We start from the raw sequence: 25,640 nt of genomic DNA, 5'->3' as shown, positions 1-25,640 counted from the left end.
ACCCTTCCTTAAGCCATTTTACTTTTATTATTTTTGACCTGCCTTACTTACTTGAACGAGTTGTTCGTTGCTAATCCATCGACCATCATCAAGTTGAAGTCTTAATTGGCCATCGGTTTCAAGCTTAACTGATGTGACCACATTCTCTACGTACTCAGTTGTAGAACGGTATTCATCAATAGGCACTTCACGTTTCCATTGCACTTTTTTTCCAATTAATTCACTATGTTGAACTAAATTTTGACTTGATTGCAGGGATACAAACTTTTGAATGGCTTGATTCATATTTGTCATTTGCTCAAGTGAAGAAAACTGAGCCATTTGCGCGATGAATTCACGATCATCCATTGGATTAGATGGGTCTTGATTTTGAAGCTGTGTAATAAGAATTTTTAAGAAGTCATCTTTCCCTAAAATTCCTTTATTATTATTTTGGACTGTATTAGGTTGAGTATTTAATCTAAAACTTTCATGTATATTTGTCATTTTATCACCTACACCTGTTCATTGAATGAAGCTTCTTCTAGAAACTCCTGAAATTCACTATCACCCTCATGCTCGGCTTTATCTTGAAATGGTGTATCTTCTTTAGTATTTCTACCTGAGGATTGCTCATCTCTTTCTTGTCCAAGATATTGTTGTGCAATTTCAATTCTCTCTACTTGAATTTGCTGTTGGTTAAAAGCCTGGCGTAACTGAGTAATTTGTGCTTCAATCAATTCCCTTGCAGTAGCCGATCCCGTTAGAATCCGGGCTGTGATGACTCCATCTACCTGCGTCAGTTGAATATCTAATCGCCCTAAATGTGCAGGGAATAATTTAATCGATAACGTATTCAAACCTGCGGGGCCTTGATTCAGAACACTGCGCTGTATCAACGATTGAAACTGCCTTATAAACTGCTGTTGCTGCATTTCTTTCGGTAAACGGTCACCAATATGAATGGTCGCTTGTTCAGCTCTAGACATTGCCTGACCTAATTCATGTCCACTCGGACTAAGATTTAACCCTTGTGGCACCATAGACTCTTTAAATAAGGGTAGTTTAACATTTTTGACTGTTCTTTCCGTTTCCTTATTCATTTGAATATCGAAAACAAGTTGTCCCTCTGATTTTTTCTGCTCTACAAACTGCTTGAATTTCATTATCAGAACTTCTGTAGTATCCGTTTCGTCTACATCTAGTCCAGAAAACTTTGAAACAAATTCATAAAGATTAACATCCACTTTAGATGGATGTGACGCTAATGCATTTATTAGAACCAAAACAGCTTGTTGTATTTGTGGCCACATAAATACCTGTTGTAAATTTTGTTCTTCCATTTGAATAAAGGTAGAAATTTGTTCTTGTACTTCGATTGGAAGTAAACTTAATAAGTCTTTTATCTCTTTCTTATCCACTAGTTCATCTTCACTCAGATTTATTTGACCTAGTAATTTCTTTAGCATTTCTTGAATTTCACCATCACCTTCAACAACCAAAGAGGGTTCATCAACAACTGCAGGTGTTACTAACTGTCCGAGTAAATGGAAGAAAGTAGATTCACCAGTAGACTGTGTTGAGACACCACCAGACTTGAAAGGTACTTGAGAACTATTTGTTAAAACCAGTAAGTTCATTCCATTCATTCTTTCACCTCCCTTCAATAGATAGGTGCTTATTGATTAGCCAATCGGGACATTAGATCAGCTGCTAATTCACTTTCCATCTTCGACAAAATACCAGCCCTAATCTCAATTGAAACTTGAGATAAATGTAAAAGTGCGTCTTCCGTAGATAATTCAGCAATAATACCAGCTGCATTTTTCGTTGACATCGACTCGTAGGTTTTCGCTATATCTTTAAGTTCACTAGCTTCATCTACGTAAAGTTCTTCTTCTATTGAAGCACTATGATCTATTTGAGCTTGCTCACTTTTCAACGACTTAATTTCTTCCTCGCGGTCACCGATCGTAGCATGTAGGCGTTCAATCTCTGCTTGTTGTTCCTGTATAGTTGCTTCAAGCAATTGAACATCAATCTCTTTTTCTTCATTTTCAGTAATCAATGAAGATACAACTGGTATGTTTGCACCATATTCTTTCGCTTTATCCATCACATTGATCCCTAGAAAAGATAAAATGACACTAAATAAAATGATTGCAAAGATAACAGGGATGCAAATAACAAGAAAGAGCCATTGTATCTTGCTATGTGTTTTTTCATTTTCACCCATAGAATCACCTTACCTCATCGGTTTGCAAATAATCGGATCGACATTTCATCCATTTGCAATAGTTCAACTCGCTTTTCTTCTTCTTTATACTGATCATGTTTGATTTCTTTCATTTTTTCATATTTTTTAAGCTCAATAGATTTTAAAATAAAATCCTCTTGTGTCTTTGTCATTTTTTCTCTTGCAACCTGTGTAGCTCGTTGTTTCAATTGTATTTCGTGTTGTAATCGCAACACTTTCATTTGATTTTGCTGTAAATCATAAATCGAAGTACCAGTCGAAACTTGCTCCCGTGCATGCTTTTCCAGTTCCTCTTTACGCTTAAGCAATTCATATAACTGTGTAGCTACTAACTCAAACTGATCTACTGCTTCTTGATATTGAGCTTGTGTTGTATGCTTTTCCCGTCCCCTAAACTGCAGGACTTTTTCGAGCGTAAATTGGAATGACATGTTTAACGTTCACCTCTTCCGAACTCTTTGATTAATCTTTGAACTGATTCATCAACATCGGTTGTTTCGTCAGTTGCTTGCTTTAAAAATGAAATGATTTGCGGATGCATTTGAATGGCTTCATCAATCTCTCTAGAAGCCCCTCTTTTATAAGCGCCTATATTGATTAAATCCTCATTCTCATCGAAGATCGATAATAATGTCCTTACTCTGTCGGCAACTGCCCTATGTGTGTCGTCAGCTACATCTGCCATTACACGACTAACACTTCTTAAAACATTGATGGCAGGAAATTGTCCTTTATTAGCTAATTTCCGATCAAGCACTAAATGTCCATCTAAAATCCCTCGCACAGCATCAGCAATCGGTTCATTCATATCATCCCCGTCGACTAAAACTGTATAAAAGGCTGTGATTGAACCTCTAGCATCTGTACCTGAGCGCTCTAATAATTTAGGAAGCATCGCAAAAACAGATGGGGTATATCCTTTTGACGTAGGTGGTTCTCCAACGGCTAATCCAATTTCTCTTTGCGCCATAGCAAACCTGGTCACAGAATCCATCATTAAATTAACATGGAGACCTTGATTTCGAAAATATTCAGCAACAGCAGTTGCCGTCATTGCCCCTTTTATTCGCATTAATGCAGGTTGATCTGACGTCGCTACAACTAGAATCGTTTTACGTAATCCTTCTTCTCCTAAATCTCTTTCAATAAAATCCTTTACTTCGCGTCCACGCTCACCAATTAAAGCAATCACATTAACATCTGCTGCTGAATTTTTTACCAACATTGAAAGAAGTGTGCTTTTTCCGACACCACTACCTGCAAAAATACCAATCCGTTGGCCTTTACCTACAGTGAAAAGAGAATCAATCGCCCTCACACCAAGTGACATTTTTTCATGGATACGCGGTCTCGCTAAAGGATTTGGTGGGTTATTATCAGTCGGAAAAGATGTAAGTCCTTTTGGAAGTGGACCTTTAGTCATTAACTCCCCGCATCCATCAATTACATGTCCTATTAATCCATTACCTACTTTTATTTCTAAAGGCTTGCCAGTCGCCTCTACAAGGCTTCCTGGTGAAATTTCCATTGTACCGTCAAGAGGCATTAGCAGAACATTCTCATCACGGAAACCTACTACTTCGGCTTTTATCTTTGTTTGTTTTGTTTTTCCAACAATGATATAGCAGAGGTCGCCAATTGAAGCTTGAGGTCCTTTTGATTCTATCGTTAAGCCAACAACACGTGTTACTTTCCCGTACCATTTATATGGAGATAAAGAAGGAACAGAATTAATAAGCGCTTGTGCCTTCATGCTCCCCCTCCTTCAGTTTCTCAAGCAACTGTTCTTTAAGCTCCTCGAGTTGTTTGTCCACTGTCGCCTCAATACGGCCATATTTAGATTCAATCACACAGCCATTTTTCATCAAACCCGCATCTGGGTAGATAAAGAGGTTTTCTGTATGGCTCAGTAATTGTTCAAGTTCTTCTTTTTGATGAGTTGTTCTTTCAAACCAATCTGGATGAACATAAATTTTTACATTTTCGTGTTCACGTACTTCTGTCATCACTTGTTTGAGTAAAGAAGACCAAATTTCCGGTTTTTCTGTTAATTGCCAACCGATTATACGACTAGTAAGTGCAGTTGCTAGTTCAACAATAACAGGTTCAGCTGAATCCAAGGTTTTCTCATATTCCTGTTCAGATTGTGAGATTATGGCTTGTGCCTGCTTAATCAAGTTGGAATAGGAATCAAACCCTACATTTTGCCCTCGCTCAAAACCTTCTTGATATCCTTTTTCTGAAGCTTCTTGCCTTACTTGTTCCATTTCCAAGAGCGCTTGTTGCCGCTCTAGTTCAACTTCCTCTACTAACTTTCTAGCATTTTCTTCCGCATCAGCAATTAACTGATTAGCCTTTATTTGCGCATCTTCAACTTCGGCCTCTATTCTCTTCTTACGTTCTTCTAAATTATCGATTTGTTCCGTCTCTTTTAGCTGCATCGAATCACTATTTAATTCAAGCTTATTAAATATGCCTTCTTCAAAAAGATTACGGATTGTAATTTGTTTTGTTTCCACTTTTGCATGAGATGAATGAAGTGATTTAATGATTTTAGACAATAATATCGTCTCCTCCACCACGCGCTATAACTATTTCGCCTGCTTCTTCTAAGCGACGAATGACAGCAACAATTCTCGATTGAGCTTCCTCAACATCTCTTAGCCTGACAGGACCCATGAATTCCATCTCATCTTTAAATGTCTCTGCCATACGTTGAGACATGTTATTAAAGACAATTTCCTTTACTTCTTCACTGGCCACTTTCAATGAAAGCTGTAAGTCTTCGTTCTCTACATCTCTAATGACACGTTGAATTGAACGATTATCAAGTGTTACGATATCTTCAAAGACAAACATACGCTTCTTAATTTCTTCTGCTAGTTCTGGATCTTGAATCTCTAAGGCATCTAGAATCGTTCGTTCTGTACTACGATCCACACTATTAAGTACTTCCACGACAGCCTCAATTCCACCAGCATCTGTATAATCTTGAGTAACCGTTGATGAGAGCTTCTGTTCTAGAATTGACTCCACCTCGTTAACAATTTCAGGTGATGTACTATCCATTAAGGCAATTCTCTTCGCGACATCTGCTTGTACTTCTTGAGGTAATTCTGATAGTATCTGTCCAGCTTGTACAGATTCTAAATACGATAAGATAAGTGCAATTGTTTGCGGGTGTTCATTTTGAATAAAATTCAGTATTTGCGATGGATCCGATTTACGCGCAAAATCAAAAGGACGTACTTGAAGCGTTGAAGTTAAACGATTAATAATGCCCATCGCATTCTCTTCACCTAACGCTTTTTCAAGGATGCTTTTCGCGTAGCCAATCCCACCTTGTGCAATATAATCTTGAGCTATAACTAGTGAGTGAAATTGTTCAAGTATTTCCTCTTTCATCCCACTATCAACTTTTCGGACATTTGCAATTTCAAGTGTTAGTTGTTCAATTTCTTCTTCTGATAAATGCTTGTACACTTGTGCAGAAACATCAGGTCCAAGTGAGATGAGGAGGATCGCTGCTTTTTGTTTACCCGTTAAACCTTTGTTTGTCGTAGTAGCCAATCTATATCCCTCCTAATCTTCAGATAGCCATGTTCGTAATAGTTTTGAAAATTCATCCGGTTTTTCTTTTGCCATTTTTTCTAATTGTTTTCGCTTAGTCGCAGATAGGCCCGTGTCTTCGTTTGGAAGATCTGGGAGCTGATAACTAACCTCTTCTTCAATCGTTTCCTCTACACTATCTTGTTTTCTCTTTCCGAAAAGTAAGAATAATAGAAGTAGAATAACAAAAACTAATGCCCCTCCAACTATATACATCCACATCGGGATCGCCTCAATCGGTTGTTGCTCAAATTCTAATTTCCCCTCAAATGGTTGAGAGGTAATAGCGATCTTTTCATTAATCATTTCTGGAGTTAGCCCATTTGCATACACACCTGAAATACTTGTTCTGACGATTGTACCCAAAATTTGTTGAAGATCATCTAATCGTTCTTGCGGAAGAACATCTAAGCCTTCAGGAGGTTCTACCATGACTTGAATCCCTAGATCACGGATCTTATAAGGGCTTTCTACAATATCTCGATTAATGCGATTTACCTCATTGTTAATTCGGTCTTCCGTACGCTCCCATTCCGAAGGTCCTTGTCCAACAGCAGCAGGAAAATTAGGAATTTCTTCTCCAACTCCAGCTACCCCTCCATCAATTGTCCCTTCACCGCTGTATGTTTCAGCAATTCGTTCAATACTGACCGCTATCCCTTCCATATTTTCAGGGTCTACTGGTTCTATTAGCGCTTCCGTACGATTTTCTTGTGTGAAATCTATATCCGTTGTAACCGATACTAGAACCTTATCTCTACCAACAACTGTACCAAGCATTTGCTGTAAATTTCTTGTGAGGTCATGTTCAATATCGCGTTGAATGGCGCGCTGTTGTTCATAGACTGAAAGAGTGGAGTCAACAGCATTTTCATTATCATATAAATAATCGTTAAACATTTGATCAGAAATGAAGATATTTTCTATAGGTAGGTTTGGAACACTTTTTGAAACTAAGTGAAATAAAGCTTTAACCTGGGTTGAATCAAGTTGATATCCAGCTGCCAAATCTAATACAACCGCTGCTGTAGCTGCTTCTTTCGTTGCACTTAGCCAAACACTTTCTTCGGGTAACGTAATCATGACATTAGCATGGTTTACGCCATCGATATTTCGAATTAAACTTCCAAGTTCTGTTTGCATTGCAGCCCGTTCAATAACAGAAAACTCATTATCTGTCATTCCAAAGCCCATTTGTTCTTCAAAAAAACTATAGTCAATACTTCCACTTTCTGGTAGCCCCTCTGCTGCAAGTTCAACCTTGAGCGAGTCAACAAGTTCCTCTGGGACTAAAATCGATGTTCCATTCTCTGAGATTGTTGACGATATTCCACGTGCGTCCAATGTCTCTTTAATTTGACCTGTTTCTTGAAGAGTTAAATTGCTGTATAAAGCAGCGTAACTCTTCTTTGTCCCCATAAAAGTTAAAAGGATAATAATCAATAGTATGGCAAGAACTGAACCGATAAGAATTCCCTTTTGTTTAGCCGTACGACTAGTCCAATATTCTGTTAACTTAACTCGGTAACTTATTAATTTCTCCTTCATGTGGCCTCCCCCTAGCAAAACTTCAAACAAAAGAGAAAAGTCTAGTCAACTAGACTTTTAAACTTGCATTCGCATAATCTCTTGGTAAGCTTCGACTACTTTATTTCTTACTTCAACTGTTGCTTGGAGAGTAATGCTAGCTTTCTGGCCAGTAATCATTACATCATGAAGATTATCTATTTCACCTTTTGTGAGTAACTCCGTCTTCTCTGCTGAAGTTTTTTGTAGTTCATTTACGTCCTTAATCGCTTGGCTTAAAGCTGTCTTAAATGTAGCCTGAGCTTCAGCTGGTGTTACTTTGGGTTTACTCTGGTTAGCAGCTTGATCGATTAAAAAAGGTGATTGTATCCCTGTGATATTCATTTTAGTTATCCTTCTCCTATCTTCCAATCTCTAAAGCTTTTAAAAGCATGTTTTTTGAAGCATTTAATGTAGTCACATTAGCTTCATATGACCTTGTTGCACTCATCAGATCAACCATTTCTCTCAGGGGGTCGACATTAGGCAGTTGTACATATCCTTGTTCATTAGCATCTGGGTGTTCTGGGTTGTAGACTAACTTGAAGGGAGTTTGGTCATTGATAATTCCAGTTACTTTCACACCATTTCCAACAGATGAATTTGAGTTACCCATCGCATTATTTAAGAAGGGAGCAAACGATTGTTTCTCATTTGGTTGCATAACGACCATTTTTCTTTGATACGGTTGCCACTCTCCATTAACCATCGTCCCTCTAGTCGTTTCCGCATTTGCCATATTGGCTGAGATAACGTCCATACGTAATCGCTGAGAGGTTAATGCTGAGGCGCTCATGTTAAAACCGTGAAATATAGTCATTTTTTATCTCCCTCCTTTTATAACAGTTTGCAAGCTATTAAAACTTCCATTTATTCTTTCAATTAATGCATTGTAATAAATTTGGTTTTTAGCTAACTCCGCCATTTCTAAATCAATATCTACATTATTTTGGTTATGGTTGTACATCGTTGTTCGATTTGTTTCTACAATAGGTGATCGGTTAATTGTCCTAAATTCAACATGCTGAGAATTTGTTCGATTTGCAGTTAGCTTAGATTCGTTCATTGCATCAGTTAATGTATGTTTAAAACTAACTTGCTTAGCTTTATAGTTGGGTGTATCAATATTTGCAATATTATTAGATATTGCTTTTTGGCGTAGTTGCGCTCCTTGTAGTCCTCGTTCTATTGCTTTTATGTTTGAACTTCCAAATAGATCCAAAATAAATCACCTTCCGACATTATACTTCTTTTCGACATTTTTCGTATAGTTTTACATTTTTCCTCAAAGTCCTTATGAAAATTGTAATAAAAGTCTTAGTAAAAGTCTAACACCGTTTTATGAAATTACTGTTTTCAAGAGAAAAGAACTACAGAACTTTGTAGACTTTTGTCGCAATTTACTATGCTAGTGTTGTTTACCCCTGATAATAAATCGATTTCGCCTTCAATTTCCTCTTTCTTCATTATTAACTAAAACCCATTCATTGAACATTGTCGATCGTTCCTATTTTTTGTCGACATAAATTTAACTTAACATGTTTTTAAACTTTGTTCATCCTTTCTTCCTAGGAAGACATGACAAGTTAGAAAAAACATTCCTATCTTAGTCCTATCCCCTTATAAAAGTTGTAGCAGACAGTTAATTGCATAAAAAAACTGTACCAAAAAGTCTAGTAGACTTTTGATACAGTTTTAGTTGCTTATTTCGTTTTTAGCTTATCTAATTCGAATAAAAACTTATCATTTAATACCTTAATATATGTTCCCTTCATCCCCAGAGAACGAGATTCTATGACACCAGCACTTTCTAGTTTACGAAGTGCATTTACAATAACAGAACGAGTTATCCCTACTCGATCAGCAATTTTACTCGCCACTAGTAATCCTTCTTTCCCATCTAATTCATGGAAAATATGTTCCACTGCTTCTAGTTCACTATATGATAATGAACTAATAGCCATCTGGACAACCGCTTTACTACGTGCTTCCTCTTCAATTTCTTGCGTTTTTTCATGAAGGATTTCCATCCCAACAACTGTTGCACCATATTCAGCTAAAATCAAATCGTCATCACTAAATGATTGATTTAATCGAGCTAAGACTAAAGTACCAAGGCGTTGACCTCCACCTTGAATCGGTACAACTGTTGTAAGGCCACTACTAAATAAATCTTTGTTTTCAACGGGGAAAGCTGTGTACTCACTTTCGATATCAAGATTAGCTGATGTTTCTTCAATTTTGAAAAGCCCATCTGTATAGACATCAGGAAAACGACGGTCTTCTAACATTTTCTTCATCCGCTCATTTTCAATTTCTTGTTTAATCGCAAAACCTAAAAGCTTCCCACGACGGCTAACTACAAAAATATTTGCACTTATTGTATCACGAAGGGTTTCTGCCATATCTTTGAAATTTACGTGTTGTACCCCTGTCTTTTGTAGCATCTCGTTAATTTTTCTTGTTCTTGATAATAAATCCATTTCTTTCTCCTCCTACATCTTCACAGAATATATTGGCTAAGATCTCGATTCTTTGCAATAGAAGCTAATTTTTCTTCTACATATTCTGGTGTTATCACAATTTCTTCTAAATTAATATCCGGTGCCTCAAATGAAAGATCTTCAAGTAACCGCTCGAGTATCGTGTGTAATCGTCTAGCCCCAATGTTTTCGGTCTCTTGATTGACTTCCGTTGCAATAGTCGCAATCTTATGAACAGCTTTGTCCGAAAATGAAACTTTTATACCTTCTGTTTCAAGAAGTGCCACATATTGTTTGATTAAAGCATGATTAGGTTCAACTAGGATACGAACAAAGTCATCGACAGATAAGTTTGAAAGCTCGACACGAATTGGAAAGCGTCCTTGTAGTTCCGGAATGAGATCAGATGGTTTGGCCATATGAAATGCTCCAGCACCAATGAAGAGGACGTGATCGGTTTTAACAGGTCCATGCTTTGTTACGACCGTGGAACCTTCAACAATTGGTAGAATGTCTCTTTGGACGCCTTCCCGAGATACATCTGCCGATTGCTGCCCACCTTTACTTGCTACTTTATCAATTTCATCAATAAAAATGATTCCCAATTGTTCGGCCCTCGTAACAGCTTCTTGCGTCACTTCATCCATGTCAATCAACTTTTGCGCTTCTTCCTCTGTTATTACTTTCCTCGCATCAGAAACTGGTAAACGTCTTTTCTTTCTTTTTTTAGGCATCATCCCACCGAGCATTTCTTGCATATTCATTCCCATTTGCTCCATGCCTGCCCCTTGAAACATATCCATAAAACTTTGTGATTGCTCATCTACCTCTATTGTAATAAGATGATCCTCTAGTTCACCAAGAGCTAGCTTATGAGCTGTTTGTCTTCGCTTTGAGGAGATATTAGTTTCTTCTACTGGTTCAGTTTCAACTTCTTGTGTCCCTTGTTGCCCAAAAATCATTTCAAAAGGGTTTTTATAATTCGTTTGCTTCTTAGCTGTTGGTACGAGTAATTCAACAATGCGTTGATTGGCATTTTCTTCTGCTTGTGTTCGTACTTGCTGCATTTTCTCTTCTTTTATCATACGTACACTTGTTTCAACAAGATCGCGTACCATTGATTCTACATCACGCCCCACATAACCAACCTCAGTAAATTTCGTTGCTTCCACTTTTACAAATGGAGCTCCTACCAACTTAGCAAGTCTACGTGCAATTTCCGTTTTTCCTACACCTGTTGGCCCAATCATTAAGATGTTCTTTGGAGTAATTTCATCTCTCATTTTTTCATCCAATTTACTCCGTCTAAAGCGATTACGCAAAGCAATTGCGACTGATTTTTTGGCTTCCTCTTGACCAACAATAAATTGGTTAAGACGGTCAACAATTTCACGAGGAGTTAAGTCTGTTCTCACTATCTTCACTCTCCATTCCTGAATCGTTCAACTAGTTAAGTTCTTCTACAATAATATTTAAATTTGTATACACACAAATTTCACCAGCAGTTTCTAACGAGGCCTGTGCTATTTCTTTTGCAGAAAGAGATGACGCATGTTTTTTTAATGCCCGCCCTGCAGAAAGCGCGTAATTGCCACCAGAACCTATCGCTAATATTCCGTCATCCGGTTCAATAACTTCACCAGTCCCTGAAATGAGTAACAAATGCTCTTGATTCATAACAATAAGCATGGCTTCTAGTCTTTTTAAAACCTTATCACTACGCCATTCCTTCGCCAATTCCACAGCTGCTCTTTGAAGGTTTCCATTGTATTCTTCCAACCTAGCTTCAAATTTTTCAAATAATGTAAAAGCATCTGCTACAGAACCAGCAAATCCAGCAATTACTTTTCCTTGATAAATTTTTCGAACTTTCTTTGCTGTATGTTTCATCACAACTGCATTACCAAATGTAACTTGACCATCACCGGCCATTGCACATTTACCGTTATGTTGTATAGCAAATATTGTTGTGGCATGAAATGAATGACTCATTAAAAATCCTCCCTTGCTACCCCTCTAAGCTCGAGGGTGAGCATGTTTGTATACATCACGTAATCGATCTTTCGTAACATGAGTGTAAATTTGCGTAGTTGAGAGATGTTCGTGACCTAAAAGTTCTTGAACCACTCTTAAATCAGCTCCATTATTTAACATGTGCGTGGCGAATGAGTGTCTAATGTCATGTGGCCTTAAACGTTTATTTGAAGACACCTTCTCCATTCGCGTTTGAACAATCGTACGAATACTTCTATCTGACAATTGTCCGCCGCGATAATTTAAAAATAGAGCGCTTGTAGGGTTGTTGGCTTTAGCTAAAAGCTTTTTTCTCCCATCTTCAATATAATCGTGTAAGGCATCACAAGCAAATGCACCAATTGGGGTATAACGTTCTTTTCGTCCTTTGCCAATTACTAAAACCGTCCCAATTGATAAATCAATAGCATGAATGGACAGTTGACTGCACTCACTTACCCTCATCCCGGTCGCATATAACAATTCTAAAATTGCACGATCTCGTTGATCAAGTGCTTCGTGACCCATTAAGGAATCAAAAAGCTCTTTCATTTCTTCCTCGTACAAAAAAGTGGGCAGCCGTTCCCCACTTTTTGGCAGTACTACCGTTGCAAAAACGTTCTCACTTACATGCTTTTCTCTCATATGAAACATGTAAAAGCTTCTTAATGCGGAAATTTTTCTAGAAACCGTCTTTCTTGCGTATTCTTTTTCAAATAAAAGCGTCAAATAATCACGTACATCTTGAGTACTAACAGCAGCAAAATCATTCGAACGTTTTATTTTCATAAACGATTTAAAGTCTAATATATCACGTGTATAATTATTGATCGTATGTATAGAACTATTCTTTTCCAATTGTAAATATGTAAGGAACTGATTGATCCAGGATTGTTCATGCATATAAACACCACCAATACTCAGAGAGCTACTAAATTCTAACATGACTTAGTAGCCCTTGACAACAAAATTTACACTTTTTTCACAAAATTCTGAATTGCACTTAACGCTCGATCAGCTAATTGTTCGTAGCGTTCCTTTTTATCTTTAATTCGAACCTCAAGTGGTGGAAGCAAACCAAAATTAGCGTTCATCGGTTGGAAATTTTTTGAACTAGCTGTTGTGATATAAGAAGCCATACTTCCAATGACTGTTGTTTCTGGGAAAGTAATTAATTCATTTCCTTGTACATAGTTGGCTGCATTTATACCAGCTACCAGTCCCGCTGCTGCAGATTCTACGTACCCTTCAACACCCGTTATTTGACCCGCAAAGAATAAATCGTCCCGACCCTTGTACTGATACGTTGGATTCAGCAAATTAGGAGAATTGATAAATGTATTACGATGCATGACACCATATCGGACAATTTCAGCGTTTTCTAAACCAGGGATTAGTTTTAATACTTCTTTTTGCGGTCCCCATTTTAAATGCGTTTGGAAACCTACAAGATTATAAAGCGTTCCCGAAGTATTATCTTGTCTAAGCTGAACAACAGCAAATGGACGTTTACCCGTATCAGGATGTTCAAGTCCAACTGGCTTCATAGGTCCAAACAACATCGTTTTACGACCACGTTTAGCCATGACTTCAATCGGCATACATCCTTCAAAGAAAACTTCTTTTTCAAATTCTTTAAGAGGAACCGTTTCTGCTGAAACGAGTGCATCATAGAATTGATTAAACTCTTCTTCTGTCATTGGACAATTTAAATACGCAGCCTCACCTTTATCATACCTTGACTTTAAATAGACTTTATCCATATTAATAGAATCTGTCTCGATAATTGGAGCTGCTGCATCATAAAAATATAAGTATTCCTCGCCAGTTAACTCTTTAAGTTGCTTCGATAAATGCTCAGAAGTAAGCGGTCCCGTTGCAATGATGGTTGGACCCTCAGGAATTAAAGTTATTTCTTCATTAAATACCTTAACATTCGGATGATTCCTTACTCGTTCTGTTACATTTCCAGCAAAATCATGACGATCAACAGCTAATGCTCCACCGGCAGGAACCGCAGCATCATCGGCTGAACTAATAATCACCGAGTCTAATTTTCGCATCTCTTCTTTTAAAACGCCAACTGCATTCGTTAACGCATTCCCTCTTAACGAATTACTACAAACCAACTCTGCAAATTTATCTGTATGGTGTGCCGGTGTTTGTTTAACTGGGCGCATTTCATATAAATGAACCGTAACGCCACGCTTAGCAAGTTGCCAAGCAGCTTCACTACCAGCTAACCCTGCACCAATTACGTTAACATGTTGATGTGACAAAATAAATCCCTCCAAGTATTTCCATACTAAACAGTAGAAATGCCTTCACCCATAATAGGTGAAGGCTTTTTTATATTATCATAATACTTAAGCAAACTACAAATATTTGTATCATGCCTTAATCGCGATTTAAGATTGTCTGTGTTCATTGTTCACATATTCTTCAGAAAATAGCCTCAAAAAGAGATGCATTTCTCACCATTAATTTAATATATAAGGTAAAAGCTGACCTTTTTGATAATGAGCTATCGGTATACCAAGAGATTGCAATGCCTTCTTCCGCTCATGCTTCGACTTTGTACAAAAAGGTAAAAAGCGACCTTTTTGAATGATGATTCTACTTCAGCCATGGAGTGGCATGGCTTCTCTCGCTGCGCGCCTTGCCTGAGAAGTTCACTCAGACAAGGCTTAAAACATTGCAGCGGTTCCGCTCATGCTTCGACTTAGTACAAAAAGGTAAAAAGCGACCTTTTTGTACTAAGTCTTCAGTTAGATTCTTCCTTATAGTCGCATGATGAACATTCTACATGTACACCTTTTTTCGTTTTCTTTTCAACTAACATGCTGTTACATTTGGGGCAAGGTCTTGCTATTGGTTTGTCCCATGATAAGAATTCACATTCAGGGTAGCGGTCACAGCCGTAGAAAATTCGGCGTTTTTTACTTTTTCGTTCTACGACATTTCCTTCTTTACAAGACGGACATTTTACACCTATGTCTTTTACGATAGCTTTTGTATTTCGACACTCCGGAAAATTAGAGCAGGCCATGAATTTACCATAACGACCCATTTTATAAACCATCTCATGGTCACACTTCTCGCAATCTTCACCAGCAGGCTCATCTTTAATTTCAACTTCCTTCATTTCTTCCTCAGCAACAGCTAATCGCTTTTCAAAACCTCTATAAAAGCCATCTATTATTCGAATCCATTCTTGTTGACCTTCTTCAATAGAATCTAAGTCATCTTCCATTTTGGCCGTGAATTCCACATCAAGAATTTCCGGGAAAAATTCAACAATTAATTCTAACACGATTGAACCTAGTTCAGTTGGGATAAACCGTTTATCCTCTAATGCCACATAACCACGGCGTTGAATCGTATCTAATGTTGGTGCATAAGTTGAAGGTCTACCTATGCCCAGCTCCTCCATCGTCTTTACAAGTCGAGCTTCCGAATATCTTGGTGGTGGCTGAGTAAAATGTTGATTTGGTTCAATTTCAACCTTACTAACCTTTTGACCTTCTTCTAAATTAGGTAATAAGCGATCTTCTTCTTTCTTTCCGTCATCATTACCTTCAATATATACTTTCATAAAACCTGCAAATTTCACTTTTGAGCCCGTCGCTCTAAATTGAACACCATTTTGTTCAATATCCACCGTCATCGTATCCATAATGGCTGGAGCCATCTCGCTTGCAACCATACGCTCCCAAATTAACTTGTACAACCTTAACTGGTCACGGGATAAAAAGCCTTTTACCATTTTAGGATCTTTAAACACAGAAGTCGGACGAATCGCTTCATGAGCATCTTGCGCTTTTTTATCTTTCTTAACGATTCTTTTTTCCTTACGAGTATATTCTTCCCCATAAGTTTGCTCGATGTATTGCTTCGCTTCGTCTTGAGCTGTTTCCGAAATTCGTGTTGAGTCTGTACGCATATACGTAATGAGACCAACGGCTCCTTCTTTTTTATCAAGTTCAATTCCTTCATATAATTGCTGAGCAATCATCATCGTCTTCTTTGCCCTGAAATTTAATTTACGAGCAGCTTCTTGTTGCAACGAAGAAGTTGTGAAAGGAGTAACTGGATTTCTTTTACGTTCTTTCTTTTTAACTGAAGTAACATCAAATTGATCGCCCTTTAATTTGGAAAGAACCTGTTTAACCTCATCTTCTGATGAAAGCTCCTTTTTCTTACCTTCAATCCCGTAAAACTTTGCATCAAATGTCTCTTCTTCAAGAGAAAATTGTGCCGGAATACTCCAGTATTCTTCAGGAACAAAACTTTGGATCTCTTTTTCACGTTCAATTATCATTTTAACAGCAACAGATTGCACCCGTCCGGCACTTAGCCCTTTTTTCACTTTCTTCCATAGTAAAGGACTAATGTTATAACCAACTAAACGATCAAGAATACGCCTCGCTTGTTGAGCATCTACTAAGTCCATATTAATAGGACGAGGAGTTTTAAATGCATCTTTAATTGCTTGCTTTGTTATTTCATTGAAAACAACTCTGCAATCAGAGTTTTCATCGATATTAAGACTGTGAGCAAGATGCCAAGCAATTGCTTCACCTTCTCTATCGGGGTCAGCCGCGAGATAAATTCTTTTTACTTTTTTGGCAGCTGTTTTTAACTCTTTCAAAACGGGACCTTTTCCACGTATTGTAATGTACTTGGGCTCATAACTTTTTTCTACATCTACTCCCATTTGACTTTTTGGTAAGTCTCTAACATGTCCCATTGAAGCTTTAACAATATATTTTTTCCCTAAATATTTTCCAATGGTCTTTGCTTTGGCGGGAGATTCAACGATTACTAAATAATCGGCCATATAGCAACTCCCTCTCTCGAAGATATAATTAAAATCTTCCCTATTATTAAACAGACATTTGGTATTTGTCAAACAGCAGTTGGTAAATGAGGGAAGAAGAGAGGGGTGAAACATGTCGTTTTTTGTAGATTAATCATTTAACTCTAGCAAAATATCTTCTGCTTGTGTAATTAATTTTGCTCCTTGTTGGATTAGATAATTGGTTCCCTTCGATTGCTTTGAAAAAATAGATCCTGGTACAGCAAACACATCTCTACCTTGCTCTAATGCTTGGTCTGCTGTAATCAAAGACCCACTTTTTTCCTTTGCTTCTATGACAAGCACAGCTTGAGATAAACCGCTAATAATTCGATTACGAGCTGGAAAATGCCACTTTTTTGGAGGAGTATGTGGAGGATATTCTGTAAGGAGTAAATTATTTTGTGACAATTTTAAAAATAGTCCGATATTTTCTTTCGGATAAATATAATTAAACCCTGAACCTAATACAGCAATTGTATGACCCGACGTGTTAATTGTGTTCCAATGAGCTAATGAATCAATTCCTCTCGCCAATCCGCTTACAATTGTCCAACCTTTTTCAGCGATAGGAGGAATTAATTCAGTTACTGTTGCCACACCCACTTTACTTGGTATTCGGGTGCCAATAACAGCTAATCTTCTTTCCTCTAATAGTATTTCTATTCTACCCATCCCATATAAGACAAAAGGAGGATCAAAAATTTGCTTTAACAAATGAGGATAGTCCTTATCTTCTATAGTAATAATGTGAATGTTCTTTTTTTGAAAGTAGTTTAATAGTTGTGGTGGTGTGTATGAGTGGAGATGCTTAAAGAGGGATTCTGCAGTTTGTGGTGAGAGTTGTAACAACACCTTCCATTGATTAATCGAGTAGTCATAGATTGATTTTAATTCATTATCTAAGTTTAAAATCTTACATAATGCGTTTCTACTAAGCTCTCGGCAACTATGAAGATGGATTAAACGTTGTCTAAAGTCATACATTAGAACTCCCCTTTCTTTTTCATTACAAAGAAAGCCCTCAAATTCGAGGACTTTCAATAGGAAATCAATCGTTAGTTTGTTACTTTGTGTGTTATACATTTTTCAAGTAAATCGTTCTCTTTTAAAGCAGCGATAAGAACCTCACCCATAACAGAAGGTGTTTCTGCTACTTTGATTCCGCAACTTTCAAGAGTTTTAACCTTTTCAGTTGCTGTACCCTTACCACCAGAAATAATCGCACCAGCATGGCCCATGCGCTTTCCTGGAGGCGCTGTTTTACCACCAATGAAGCCGACAACAGGTTTAGTCATATTCGCTTTTACCCATTCAGCAGCTTCTTCTTCCGCTGTACCACCAATTTCACCAATCATGATAACAGCATACGTATCTGGATCTTCATTGAATAGGTTTAATACGTCAATGAAGTCTGTGCCGTTAACTGGGTCTCCACCAATACCTACAGCAGATGACTGTCCTATACCATTAGTTGATAATTGATGAACGGCCTCATACGTAAGGGTACCAGAACGTGATACAACACCTACATGACCTTTTTTATGAATGTATCCTGGCATAATACCAATTTTACACTCTTCAGGCGTAATTACTCCTGGGCAGTTTGGTCCGATTAAGCGAGTTTTCTTTCCTTCCATATAACGCTTAACATTAACCATATCCATTACAGGAATTCCTTCTGTAATACAAATAGCTAAATCAAGTTCAGCATCAGTTGCTTCCATAATCGCATCTGCAGCAAATGCAGGTGGTACGTAAATAACGGAAGCATTAGCTCCTGTTGCTTTTACTGCTTGTTCTACTGTATCAAATACCGGAATTCCTTCAACCTCTGTACCACCTTTACCAGGTGTTACACCACCAACGATTTTCGTACCATATTCAACCGCTTGCTTCGTATGGAACAAACCAGTAGCTCCTGTAATACCTTGAACAATTACTTTTGTATCTTTGTTAATTAGGATACTCATTTTCTACGTCCCGCCTTTCTATTTCACTAATGAAACGATTTTTTGTGCGCCGTCAGCCATTGAATCAGCAGCTGTAATATTTAATCCAGAATCTTTAAGGATTTGCTTTCCAAGATCGACATTTGTACCTTCTAGTCGAACAACAAGTGGGATTTCAAGACCAACTTGTTTTGTAGCTTGAATTACACCTTCAGCAATGATGTCACATTTCATAATACCACCAAAGATGTTAACGAAAATTCCTTTAACGTTTTCATCAGAAAGAATAATTTTAAATGCTTCTGTAACTTTTTCAGCCGTCGCACCGCCACCAACGTCAAGGAAGTTAGCCGGATCGCCACTGTAATGTTTAATGATATCCATTGTTGCCATTGCAAGACCGGCACCATTAACCATACATCCGATATTACCATCTAATGAAATATAGCTTAGGTCATATTTAGATGCTTCAATTTCTTTTGCATCTTCTTCTTCAAGGTCACGATAGGCAAGAATATCTTTTTGACGATAAAGGGCATTAGAATCAAAATTAAATTTTGCATCTAGTGCCATTACCTTGCCATCACCTGTAGTAACAAGTGGGTTAATTTCCGCAATTGAACAATCCTTCTCCGCGAAAACTTTATAAAGTCCCATCATGAATTTAACAGCTTGTCCAACTAATTCTTTTGGAATGTTAATGTTGAAAGCAAGACGACGTGCTTGGAAGCCTTGAAGGCCAACAGCCGGATCAATGACTTCTTTAAAAATCTTTTCAGGAGTTGCTTCAGCAACTTCTTCAATTTCAGTACCGCCTTCTTCAGAAGCCATCATGACAACTCTTGAAGTATCACGATCCATTACTAAACCAATGTAATACTCACTTTTAATGTCGCAGCCTTCTTCAACAAGTAAGCGCTTTACCTCTTTACCTTCTGGGCCTGTTTGATGAGTTACTAATGTTTTACCAAGTATCTCATTTGCATATGTACGAACTTCATCCAAACCTTTGGCAACTTTAACACCGCCAGCTTTTCCGCGGCCACCTGCATGGATTTGTGCCTTTACTACACTTACACTAGAACCTAATTCTTTTGCTGCTTCTACTGCTTCGTCAACTGAGAACGCTACTTTCCCGTTAGGAACAGCAACACCATATTTACGAAGGAGCTCTTTTCCTTGATACTCGTGGATATTCATTCTCTCTCCAGCCTCCTATCAATTGCTTGTAATTTCAGACCATCCAGTCCATTTAATCATGAATGGCTGAATCCTTCTTTATTCTAACATTGTTTTCACAAAATAGGGAGGGAAAATTCCCTCCATCTTTCAAATAAATAATAAAGTTCGACATTTGCAACGAATACAAGAATTATTCATTTGACTTTTCATCTTTATCAAAATTACTCACGTTTTTCATCCACTAACTAATTCGACCACAACTTATTCCTTAGGTTTTTCTTCTTTCTCATTTTTCTTACCTTTTTGTCCCAAAAGAAATTTAGCCAAATCGATCTTCGCATCGGATTCTTGTACGGAATGATGAATACCTAATTCATGAGCATACTCTTCATTTTCTTGATTAACTTTTCTATTATGCATCTTTCATTCCTCCCATATCGTCTGGATTACATGGCCTGCATTATTAAGTTTGTCCAAAAAAATAAAAACTAAAAAGGAGAATGAAAAAGTTAATAACCACTTTTCGTCCTCCCCTTAAAACAGACTCCCATAATTAAGTATGTGCCTGATTTAACACAATCCTTTTTTACTTAGCCTTTTGGTCAATCCGATATATAAAAGCAAAAACTTCTGCTACTACTTCATATAACTCTGGTGGAATGGATTGATTTACTTCGAGCTGACTAAGCATTTGAATTAGCGAAGGATCTTCTTGAATAGGAATATGATGCTCCTTAGCCAATGAGATGATTTCGTCTGCCATTATTCCTTGACCTTTTCCAATCACTTTAGGTGACTCGTCTTTATCGGCCTGATAACGAAGTGCAATTGCCTTTTTGCTATCTAGATTTGTTTTCATATTCTTATGTCTACTCCTTGATAACTGTTTCTTGGTTGATAGACTGAAGCAGGCCTTTTTTCTTGTTGTTCACTAATTTTTTTCCAAATAATTGATGATAGCTGATAATCCTGCTTAGCAAGAGCTCGCTTCAAAGAAGGTGAAAGCAGGTCAATTAAAGCATGTGGTTTATCTTCCTCGTTGTAAACCGTTACAGTAACAACTCGGTTTTGAATTTGTAAATCGATAACAGTTTCTTGTAAACGCTCCAAGGTTAGGTAAAACAGAACACGACAAAATGTAGGATCAAGCTCTCCTTCCTCATTCTTTTTTCCTTGCCATTGCATCGTTAGCTCTGTTTGATATGAACCTAAAGCAATAGGTAACTGAAAGAGCATGTGATGAAAAGGTCCAGTTTGTTCCTGTAAAAGCAGCTGTTGTCCTGTTATACGAAGTAAAGTTTGATTGACCTGATCTTTAATAGTCTGAGGCAAATCTTGTTGTTGTAGCGACAAAAGCAATCCTTTTAACCGTTCAGAATGAATTGATTCACGTTCGCCATCCCCTTGCAGAAAACGTGTAACATCATGTTCATATTGTAGTCCTAGCATTGATAAAATTGATTTTAGGTGTGACCCTGCCGTTTTTTCACTGCTGGAAAAACTAGTCGCTGACTCTAAAACCTGCTGTAGGATAGCCCTTTCTTCTTTTCCTAAAGTATTAGTTGGTAATTGAAGCCATTTAGTTTGTACTTCTTCAGCTGACGCAGGAGTTTTAAGTAAGGTTAGGAGCTGATCTAACTTATGCATTCCTTCTTTCCCCGCAGGTATTTGGAGTTTGGCCACCAGAGACTGCATTTCTAGAGTTCCGTTATTAGAGAATCCTGGCCATAGTCGGTCAACTACTTGTTGATTGCCTTGGTTTAATAAGGCTTGTCTCATATGCTCGTGTAATTGTTGAGTAGAAGTTCCCCCTTGGATAATCCCCAATCGAACTAAAAGCTGCATGGCACCAGGCTCGTTATTCATTACAAGAGAGAGTAACTGGGCAATCGGTGAGTTGGCAGTTTGAAAAAAGCCAGGTTTCAGCATTGTTCCAATCAGTTCTTTTACATCTTGGGCTGTTCCTAAATGAACATTCTCTAATGAGGTTTCGAGTTGAATCAACTGCATTGTTAAGGATGGTTGATTTGCCATCGATTGGTAAGCCAAGAACGACTCTTTAGTAATTGGCAATTGCTTTTGCGACATTTTTGCAATAGACTGATAGCCTTCCTCATTTAATTGATTTAGCTCTGTAAGCACTTGAAATCCATTGAGTAATGCCTCTTTTGAAAATGGTGTTTTAAGAGCCGTCAGCTGACTGACAAAGCTCTCCATAGCTTTAGAAGGAGACAACCCTAGTTGCTGTAGCAATTTTTCGGTTGCCGTATTAGCAGAAGCACCTTCACGTCTCATATTGTTGTCATCTAGAACTTTTAGACGTGGGAGTCCAGTTGCATCCTTCACTTCAAACCAATAGCGCTGCCCTACTGTAAGCGCCGCTTCTAAACGAGCCGTTAACTGCATTCCAGTTGCTGATAATGCTGCAACATTATTCGGAAATATTTTTGTGATTCTCCCTTGGAATAACTGTCCAGCTGATAATGAAAGAGTCCTCGCTTGCTTTACAGAATGAACAGATGTCGATTGATTTTGTACGTGAATCATGGACTCCCCCCTACTTATTCAAATCTTTAATTGGACGGAAACTTTTACGATGTTCTTTCGTAATACCTAATTTAGCGACGGCCTCCAAATGCTCTTTAGTACCATATCCGACGTGTTGCTTAAAACCATAACCAGGGAACTCTTGATCCCTATCTGCCATATATTGATCTCTAGCCACTTTAGCCAATACTGAACTAGCAGCAATCGTCAGACTTTTTTGGTCACCTTTAATAAGCGAGGTTTGTGGTAATGGTAAGTCTAGACTCATTGCATCAATCAGTAAATGGTCAGCTGCAACGTCAAGTTCTTGAACGGCCCTTTTCATTGCTAGTTTAGTAGATTCATAAATGTTTATTTCATCAATCTCCACAGCATGGACCATTTGAATTGAAAAGGCAACCGCTTGCTCCTTAATAACCTCAGCGAAAACTTCTCTTTTTTCTTTTGAAAGCTTCTTTGAATCCGTTAAACCCAATAATTTAAAGTTTTCAGGTAAAATAACGGCCGCAGCGACGACAGGACCTGCAAGTGGACCTCTTCCAACTTCATCAATTCCAGCTATACATGTATACCCTTGATGTCTTATGTCTATTTCATATTGTGTCATTTCTTCATGCATCTCTTTTAATGTATTGATTTTTAACTGAATAGCTTCATAACGCTTCAACAGTTTTTGAACGCCTATTCTTTTATCACTTTGCAACGAAACAAATAAAGTTTCATCTAATTCTTTCGTATGTAAAATTTTTTCTTCTAATTCTTTGATCGAGAGGCTCATAAAATCATCTCCTTAAGTATATCGGCTATTTTTCTGCTTGTATAAGCAGTAATTTTTAAAAATGAGATGCTATGGCAAGCGCCATTTAATGCTACAAGTAGTAAATATGACTGGGTAAGTCTTTTTACTCTTGATTGTCATTGAACCGACCACGTGTTAAAAGGTCGTTTATACCATTAACAAAGAAAAAAACCGCTGAAAAGCCCACGGGCTCTTTCACCGGCTTATTCATTTGGGCGTTCTAATGATATTCGTCCAAGCATACCTGATCGCATCTCTCGTAAAATAATTTCTGCAGCTTTATCATAATCCACATAGCCGCCACCAAGAAGACAACCACGCTTCTTACCAATTTCATCAAAAAGGGCAAGTCCATCTTCAGGAACACTTTCTAACTTATATCGTTCTTGAATCAGACTTGGGTAGAAGTCTTTCAAATAATTCAATAAAAATAATGCAATATCTTGAAAATCAAGAAGTTCATCTTTAATGGCACCAGTAGCAGCTAATCGATACCCAATAATTTGATCCTCAAACTTCGGCCACAAGATTCCAGGAGTATCAAGGAGTTCTAATTCAGTTCCTACTTTAATCCATTGTTGTCTTTTTGTTACACCTGGACGATCTCCAACCTGAGCTGTACGTTTTGATGCTAACCGATTAATCAATGTTGACTTACCAACATTAGGAATTCCTAAAATCATTGCACGAATGGCTCTTGGCTTCATTCCTCTAGAAACCATTTTTTCAATTATTGGTTTTGCTAATTGCTTACAAGCATTTGGAATTTTTTCTGTTCCTTTGCCGTTTTGGGCATTAATAGAGAGCACAGTTGCCCCCTTAGCTTCAAAATATGATTTCCAACTAGCTGTTACAGTTGGATCAGCTAAATCAGCTTTATTAAGTAGAATTAATCTAGGCTTATGCGAGACTAATTCATCTATCATTGGATTACGTGAGGCTAGCGGGATTCGCGCATCAAGAAGTTCAATTACAACATCAATAAACTTGAGCTTTTCTGTGACTTCTCGTCGCGCCTTCGCCATATGGCCAGGAAACCATTGAATTGTCAAAACCTTCCACCTTCCTATTTTGCAATACGAATATTTGAGACAGGCCAGAATACGACATTAGCTTTCCCAATTACTTCATCAATATCAATCGTACCAATATCTCGACTATCTTTGCTTCTCCCACGGTTATCACCCATTACGAATAATTCACCTTCAGGGACTGTTACTTCTTGAAAATCTCTCGTTAACAGGTCTCCATTATAGGCCTGCTTTAACTCATCTAAATAAGGCTCAGGTAGAGCTTCCCCGTTTACATATAGAACATCATCACGATACTCAATTTCATCACCAGGTAAGCCTATAATACGTTTAATATAATCTTTGCCAGCCGGCGCGTGAAAAACAATAATATCAAACCGATCCGGTTCACCGAATGTATAGCTAATTTTGTTGACAATCATCCTATCATTATGTTCAAGTGTTGGCATCATTGACTCTCCATCAACAATTACTGGAGCAAACAAAAAATGACGGATAACAAATGCAAGGACAAGTGCTATAACGACCGCTTTCAGCCACTCCCACGACTCTTTCTTCCCCTTACTCATGCTAGCGCCCTCCATCTATGTAATAATCACAAGGATTAGTTTATCATACTCTCTATAAAAGCTCATCATTTTCTATCTAACCTGAAGAAAAAAGAGCTTAGTCTCCTAAGCTCTTTTCTTTGCTCTTTATCGAATTTCTTTAATACGAGCTTTTTTACCACGTAGGCTACGTAGGTAGTAAAGTTTAGCACGACGTACTTTACCGCGACGCTTCACTTCGATCTTAGCGATCTTAGGTGAATGTAATGGGAATGTACGCTCAACTCCTACACCGTACGAAATCTTACGCGCTGTGAAAGTCTCGCTAATACCAGTACCACGACGCTTGATAACAACGCCTTCGAATAACTGAATACGCTCACGAGTTCCCTCAACAACTTTAACGTGGATAACTAAAGTGTCACCAGGACGAAACGCTGGAAGATCACTACGTAGTTGCTCACTAGTAATTTCACGGATAATGTTGTTCATATAATTCCACTCCTTCCATACAGATGCTCATGTCAGCTTAAACTACAGCGGAACATCGTAATAACAGGCCATAAGCCACAAAATCTATAATAGCATATTCTAGCAGTGATAACAAGGAGTTTCTACAAAAAGGTCGCACTTTACCTTTTTGTAGAAACTCCGATGCAATGAGCGCAGCCGATGCCTTCTTTTAAGGCTGTTCTGAGCGCTCTTTTCAGAACAGCCGCGCATCGTGCGGAGCCATTGCAGACTCCATCTATCACGCTCTCTATAATTGAGTCGCACTTCACCTTTTTATAGAAACTCCGATGCAAACTCAACATA

General features: G+C 37.9%; 27 protein-coding genes. All 27 read right to left on the bottom strand.

The features are described 5' to 3' along the window. Positions 1–27: 27 nt before the first annotated feature. The 27 genes from flgD to rplS all read right to left on the bottom strand — a co-directional run bounded on the left by flgD (position 28) and on the right by rplS (position 25,316). On the bottom strand, positions 28–486 hold the full coding sequence (gene flgD / locus LDX58_RS05350) for a flagellar hook assembly protein FlgD (protein WP_227935814.1): 459 nt from the start codon (positions 484–486) through the stop codon (positions 28–30). 8 nt (positions 487–494) lie between these two features. Further along, positions 495–1,628: a flagellar hook-length control protein FliK gene (locus LDX58_RS05345; RefSeq protein WP_227935813.1), complete on the bottom strand. Its 1,134-nt coding sequence runs from the start codon at positions 1,626–1,628 to the stop codon at positions 495–497. A 29-nt stretch (positions 1,629–1,657) separates the two neighbouring features. Further along, the gene (locus tag LDX58_RS05340) at positions 1,658–2,215 is read right to left on the bottom strand and encodes a MotE family protein (protein ID WP_227935812.1); all 558 of its coding nucleotides are present in this window, start codon (positions 2,213–2,215) and stop codon (positions 1,658–1,660) included. 14 nt (positions 2,216–2,229) lie between these two features. Next, positions 2,230–2,667, bottom strand: a complete 438-nt coding sequence (gene fliJ, locus LDX58_RS05335; protein ID WP_227935811.1) for a flagellar export protein FliJ — start codon at positions 2,665–2,667, stop codon at positions 2,230–2,232. 2 nt (positions 2,668–2,669) lie between these two features. Continuing rightward, positions 2,670–3,989, bottom strand: coding sequence for a flagellar protein export ATPase FliI (gene fliI, locus LDX58_RS05330; RefSeq protein WP_227935810.1), 1,320 nt, complete (start codon positions 3,987–3,989; stop codon positions 2,670–2,672). After that, complete coding sequence (gene fliH, locus LDX58_RS05325; RefSeq protein WP_227935809.1) at positions 3,967–4,797, bottom strand: flagellar assembly protein FliH; 831 nt, start codon at positions 4,795–4,797, stop codon at positions 3,967–3,969. The genes fliI and fliH overlap by 23 nt, the downstream gene beginning before the upstream one ends. Next, the gene (gene fliG, locus LDX58_RS05320) at positions 4,790–5,806 is read right to left on the bottom strand and encodes a flagellar motor switch protein FliG (protein ID WP_227935808.1); all 1,017 of its coding nucleotides are present in this window, start codon (positions 5,804–5,806) and stop codon (positions 4,790–4,792) included. Before fliG ends, fliH begins: the two co-directional genes overlap by 8 nt. A 12-nt stretch (positions 5,807–5,818) precedes the next feature. After that, positions 5,819–7,393, bottom strand: a complete 1,575-nt coding sequence (gene fliF / locus LDX58_RS05315; protein WP_227935807.1) for a flagellar basal-body MS-ring/collar protein FliF — start codon at positions 7,391–7,393, stop codon at positions 5,819–5,821. Positions 7,394–7,450: 57 nt separating this feature from the next. After that, entirely contained in the window at positions 7,451–7,756 is a 306-nt protein-coding gene (fliE, locus tag LDX58_RS05310; protein WP_227935806.1) for a flagellar hook-basal body complex protein FliE, read from the bottom strand. 16 nt (positions 7,757–7,772) lie between these two features. Beyond that, positions 7,773–8,231 carry a flagellar basal body rod protein FlgC gene (flgC, locus tag LDX58_RS05305; protein ID WP_227935805.1) on the bottom strand — a complete coding sequence of 153 codons (459 nt, stop codon included), beginning with the start codon at positions 8,229–8,231 and terminating at the stop codon, positions 7,773–7,775. A 3-nt stretch (positions 8,232–8,234) separates the two neighbouring features. Then, the gene (flgB, locus tag LDX58_RS05300) at positions 8,235–8,633 is read right to left on the bottom strand and encodes a flagellar basal body rod protein FlgB (protein ID WP_227935804.1); all 399 of its coding nucleotides are present in this window, start codon (positions 8,631–8,633) and stop codon (positions 8,235–8,237) included. 481 nt (positions 8,634–9,114) lie between these two features. Continuing rightward, a complete protein-coding gene (gene codY, locus LDX58_RS05295; protein WP_227935803.1) occupies positions 9,115–9,894 on the bottom strand; it encodes a GTP-sensing pleiotropic transcriptional regulator CodY in 780 nt (259 codons plus the stop codon). 20 nt (positions 9,895–9,914) lie between these two features. Next, complete coding sequence (hslU, locus tag LDX58_RS05290) at positions 9,915–11,309, bottom strand: ATP-dependent protease ATPase subunit HslU (RefSeq protein WP_372459106.1); 1,395 nt, start codon at positions 11,307–11,309, stop codon at positions 9,915–9,917. 31 nt (positions 11,310–11,340) lie between these two features. Next, on the bottom strand, positions 11,341–11,886 hold the full coding sequence (gene hslV, locus LDX58_RS05285; RefSeq protein WP_227935802.1) for an ATP-dependent protease subunit HslV: 546 nt from the start codon (positions 11,884–11,886) through the stop codon (positions 11,341–11,343). A gap of 24 nt (positions 11,887–11,910) precedes the next feature. After that, the gene (xerC, locus tag LDX58_RS05280; protein ID WP_227935801.1) at positions 11,911–12,810 is read right to left on the bottom strand and encodes a tyrosine recombinase XerC; all 900 of its coding nucleotides are present in this window, start codon (positions 12,808–12,810) and stop codon (positions 11,911–11,913) included. A 68-nt stretch (positions 12,811–12,878) separates the two neighbouring features. Next, positions 12,879–14,186, bottom strand: a complete 1,308-nt coding sequence (gene trmFO, locus LDX58_RS05275; RefSeq protein ID WP_227935800.1) for an FADH(2)-oxidizing methylenetetrahydrofolate--tRNA-(uracil(54)-C(5))-methyltransferase TrmFO — start codon at positions 14,184–14,186, stop codon at positions 12,879–12,881. 485 nt (positions 14,187–14,671) lie between these two features. Beyond that, a complete protein-coding gene (topA, locus tag LDX58_RS05270) occupies positions 14,672–16,747 on the bottom strand; it encodes a type I DNA topoisomerase (RefSeq protein WP_227935799.1) in 2,076 nt (691 codons plus the stop codon). A gap of 129 nt (positions 16,748–16,876) precedes the next feature. Continuing rightward, positions 16,877–17,752 carry a DNA-processing protein DprA gene (gene dprA, locus LDX58_RS05265; protein ID WP_227935798.1) on the bottom strand — a complete coding sequence of 292 codons (876 nt, stop codon included), beginning with the start codon at positions 17,750–17,752 and terminating at the stop codon, positions 16,877–16,879. Between the two features lie 71 nt (positions 17,753–17,823). Next, positions 17,824–18,738: a succinate--CoA ligase subunit alpha gene (sucD, locus tag LDX58_RS05260; RefSeq protein WP_227935797.1), complete on the bottom strand. Its 915-nt coding sequence runs from the start codon at positions 18,736–18,738 to the stop codon at positions 17,824–17,826. Between the two features lie 18 nt (positions 18,739–18,756). Further along, the gene (gene sucC, locus LDX58_RS05255; RefSeq protein WP_227935796.1) at positions 18,757–19,917 is read right to left on the bottom strand and encodes an ADP-forming succinate--CoA ligase subunit beta; all 1,161 of its coding nucleotides are present in this window, start codon (positions 19,915–19,917) and stop codon (positions 18,757–18,759) included. A gap of 243 nt (positions 19,918–20,160) precedes the next feature. Then, positions 20,161–20,319, bottom strand: coding sequence for a hypothetical protein (locus LDX58_RS05250; RefSeq protein WP_227935795.1), 159 nt, complete (start codon positions 20,317–20,319; stop codon positions 20,161–20,163). Between the two features lie 166 nt (positions 20,320–20,485). Beyond that, on the bottom strand, positions 20,486–20,758 hold the full coding sequence (locus LDX58_RS05245; protein ID WP_227935794.1) for an EscU/YscU/HrcU family type III secretion system export apparatus switch protein: 273 nt from the start codon (positions 20,756–20,758) through the stop codon (positions 20,486–20,488). Further along, positions 20,755–22,446 carry a hypothetical protein gene (locus LDX58_RS05240; protein ID WP_227935793.1) on the bottom strand — a complete coding sequence of 564 codons (1,692 nt, stop codon included), beginning with the start codon at positions 22,444–22,446 and terminating at the stop codon, positions 20,755–20,757. Before LDX58_RS05240 ends, LDX58_RS05245 begins: the two co-directional genes overlap by 4 nt. A gap of 10 nt (positions 22,447–22,456) precedes the next feature. After that, a complete protein-coding gene (rnhB, locus tag LDX58_RS05235) occupies positions 22,457–23,224 on the bottom strand; it encodes a ribonuclease HII (protein WP_227935792.1) in 768 nt (255 codons plus the stop codon). A 224-nt stretch (positions 23,225–23,448) separates the two neighbouring features. Continuing rightward, complete coding sequence (gene ylqF / locus LDX58_RS05230; RefSeq protein ID WP_227935791.1) at positions 23,449–24,297, bottom strand: ribosome biogenesis GTPase YlqF; 849 nt, start codon at positions 24,295–24,297, stop codon at positions 23,449–23,451. A 14-nt stretch (positions 24,298–24,311) separates the two neighbouring features. After that, a complete protein-coding gene (gene lepB, locus LDX58_RS05225) occupies positions 24,312–24,845 on the bottom strand; it encodes a signal peptidase I (protein ID WP_227935790.1) in 534 nt (177 codons plus the stop codon). Between the two features lie 126 nt (positions 24,846–24,971). Next, complete coding sequence (gene rplS / locus LDX58_RS05220; protein WP_034629686.1) at positions 24,972–25,316, bottom strand: 50S ribosomal protein L19; 345 nt, start codon at positions 25,314–25,316, stop codon at positions 24,972–24,974. Positions 25,317–25,640 lie beyond the last annotated feature (324 nt).

It is taken from the genome of Alkalihalobacillus deserti (assembly GCF_020734105.1).
Classification (GTDB): domain Bacteria; phylum Bacillota; class Bacilli; order Bacillales; family Bacillaceae_D; genus Halalkalibacter; species Halalkalibacter deserti.
Note: the sequence above shows the minus strand (reverse complement) of the source record. Positions and strands in the feature narration are given on the sequence as shown.

Excerpts from the sequence above, each read along its gene's own strand:
- sucD (WP_227935797.1), bottom strand. The coding sequence starts at position 18,738 with ATGAGTATCCTAATTAACAAAGATACAAAAGTAATTGTTCAAGGTATT.
- lepB (WP_227935790.1), bottom strand. The coding sequence starts at position 24,845 with ATGAGTAAGGGGAAGAAAGAGTCGTGGGAGTGGCTGAAAGCGGTCGTT.
- codY (WP_227935803.1), bottom strand. The coding sequence starts at position 9,894 with ATGGATTTATTATCAAGAACAAGAAAAATTAACGAGATGCTACAAAAG.
- fliF (WP_227935807.1), bottom strand. The coding sequence starts at position 7,393 with ATGAAGGAGAAATTAATAAGTTACCGAGTTAAGTTAACAGAATATTGG.
- fliE (WP_227935806.1), bottom strand. The coding sequence starts at position 7,756 with ATGAATATCACAGGGATACAATCACCTTTTTTAATCGATCAAGCTGCT.
- flgD (WP_227935814.1), bottom strand. The coding sequence starts at position 486 with ATGACAAATATACATGAAAGTTTTAGATTAAATACTCAACCTAATACA.
- hslV (WP_227935802.1), bottom strand. The coding sequence starts at position 11,886 with ATGAGTCATTCATTTCATGCCACAACAATATTTGCTATACAACATAAC.
- topA (WP_227935799.1), bottom strand. The coding sequence starts at position 16,747 with ATGGCCGATTATTTAGTAATCGTTGAATCTCCCGCCAAAGCAAAGACC.
- LDX58_RS05340 (WP_227935812.1), bottom strand. The coding sequence starts at position 2,215 with ATGGGTGAAAATGAAAAAACACATAGCAAGATACAATGGCTCTTTCTT.
- xerC (WP_227935801.1), bottom strand. The coding sequence starts at position 12,810 with ATGCATGAACAATCCTGGATCAATCAGTTCCTTACATATTTACAATTG.
- flgC (WP_227935805.1), bottom strand. The coding sequence starts at position 8,231 with ATGACTATATTTCACGGTTTTAACATGAGCGCCTCAGCATTAACCTCT.
- fliJ (WP_227935811.1), bottom strand. The coding sequence starts at position 2,667 with ATGTCATTCCAATTTACGCTCGAAAAAGTCCTGCAGTTTAGGGGACGG.
- LDX58_RS05345 (WP_227935813.1), bottom strand. The coding sequence starts at position 1,628 with ATGAATGGAATGAACTTACTGGTTTTAACAAATAGTTCTCAAGTACCT.
- rnhB (WP_227935792.1), bottom strand. The coding sequence starts at position 23,224 with ATGAGCCTCTCGATCAAAGAATTAGAAGAAAAAATTTTACATACGAAA.
- LDX58_RS05250 (WP_227935795.1), bottom strand. The coding sequence starts at position 20,319 with ATGCATAATAGAAAAGTTAATCAAGAAAATGAAGAGTATGCTCATGAA.
- LDX58_RS05245 (WP_227935794.1), bottom strand. The coding sequence starts at position 20,758 with ATGAAAACAAATCTAGATAGCAAAAAGGCAATTGCACTTCGTTATCAG.
- rplS (WP_034629686.1), bottom strand. The coding sequence starts at position 25,316 with ATGAACAACATTATCCGTGAAATTACTAGTGAGCAACTACGTAGTGAT.
- dprA (WP_227935798.1), bottom strand. The coding sequence starts at position 17,752 with ATGTATGACTTTAGACAACGTTTAATCCATCTTCATAGTTGCCGAGAG.
- LDX58_RS05240 (WP_227935793.1), bottom strand. The coding sequence starts at position 22,446 with ATGATTCACGTACAAAATCAATCGACATCTGTTCATTCTGTAAAGCAA.
- sucC (WP_227935796.1), bottom strand. The coding sequence starts at position 19,917 with ATGAATATCCACGAGTATCAAGGAAAAGAGCTCCTTCGTAAATATGGT.
- fliI (WP_227935810.1), bottom strand. The coding sequence starts at position 3,989 with ATGAAGGCACAAGCGCTTATTAATTCTGTTCCTTCTTTATCTCCATAT.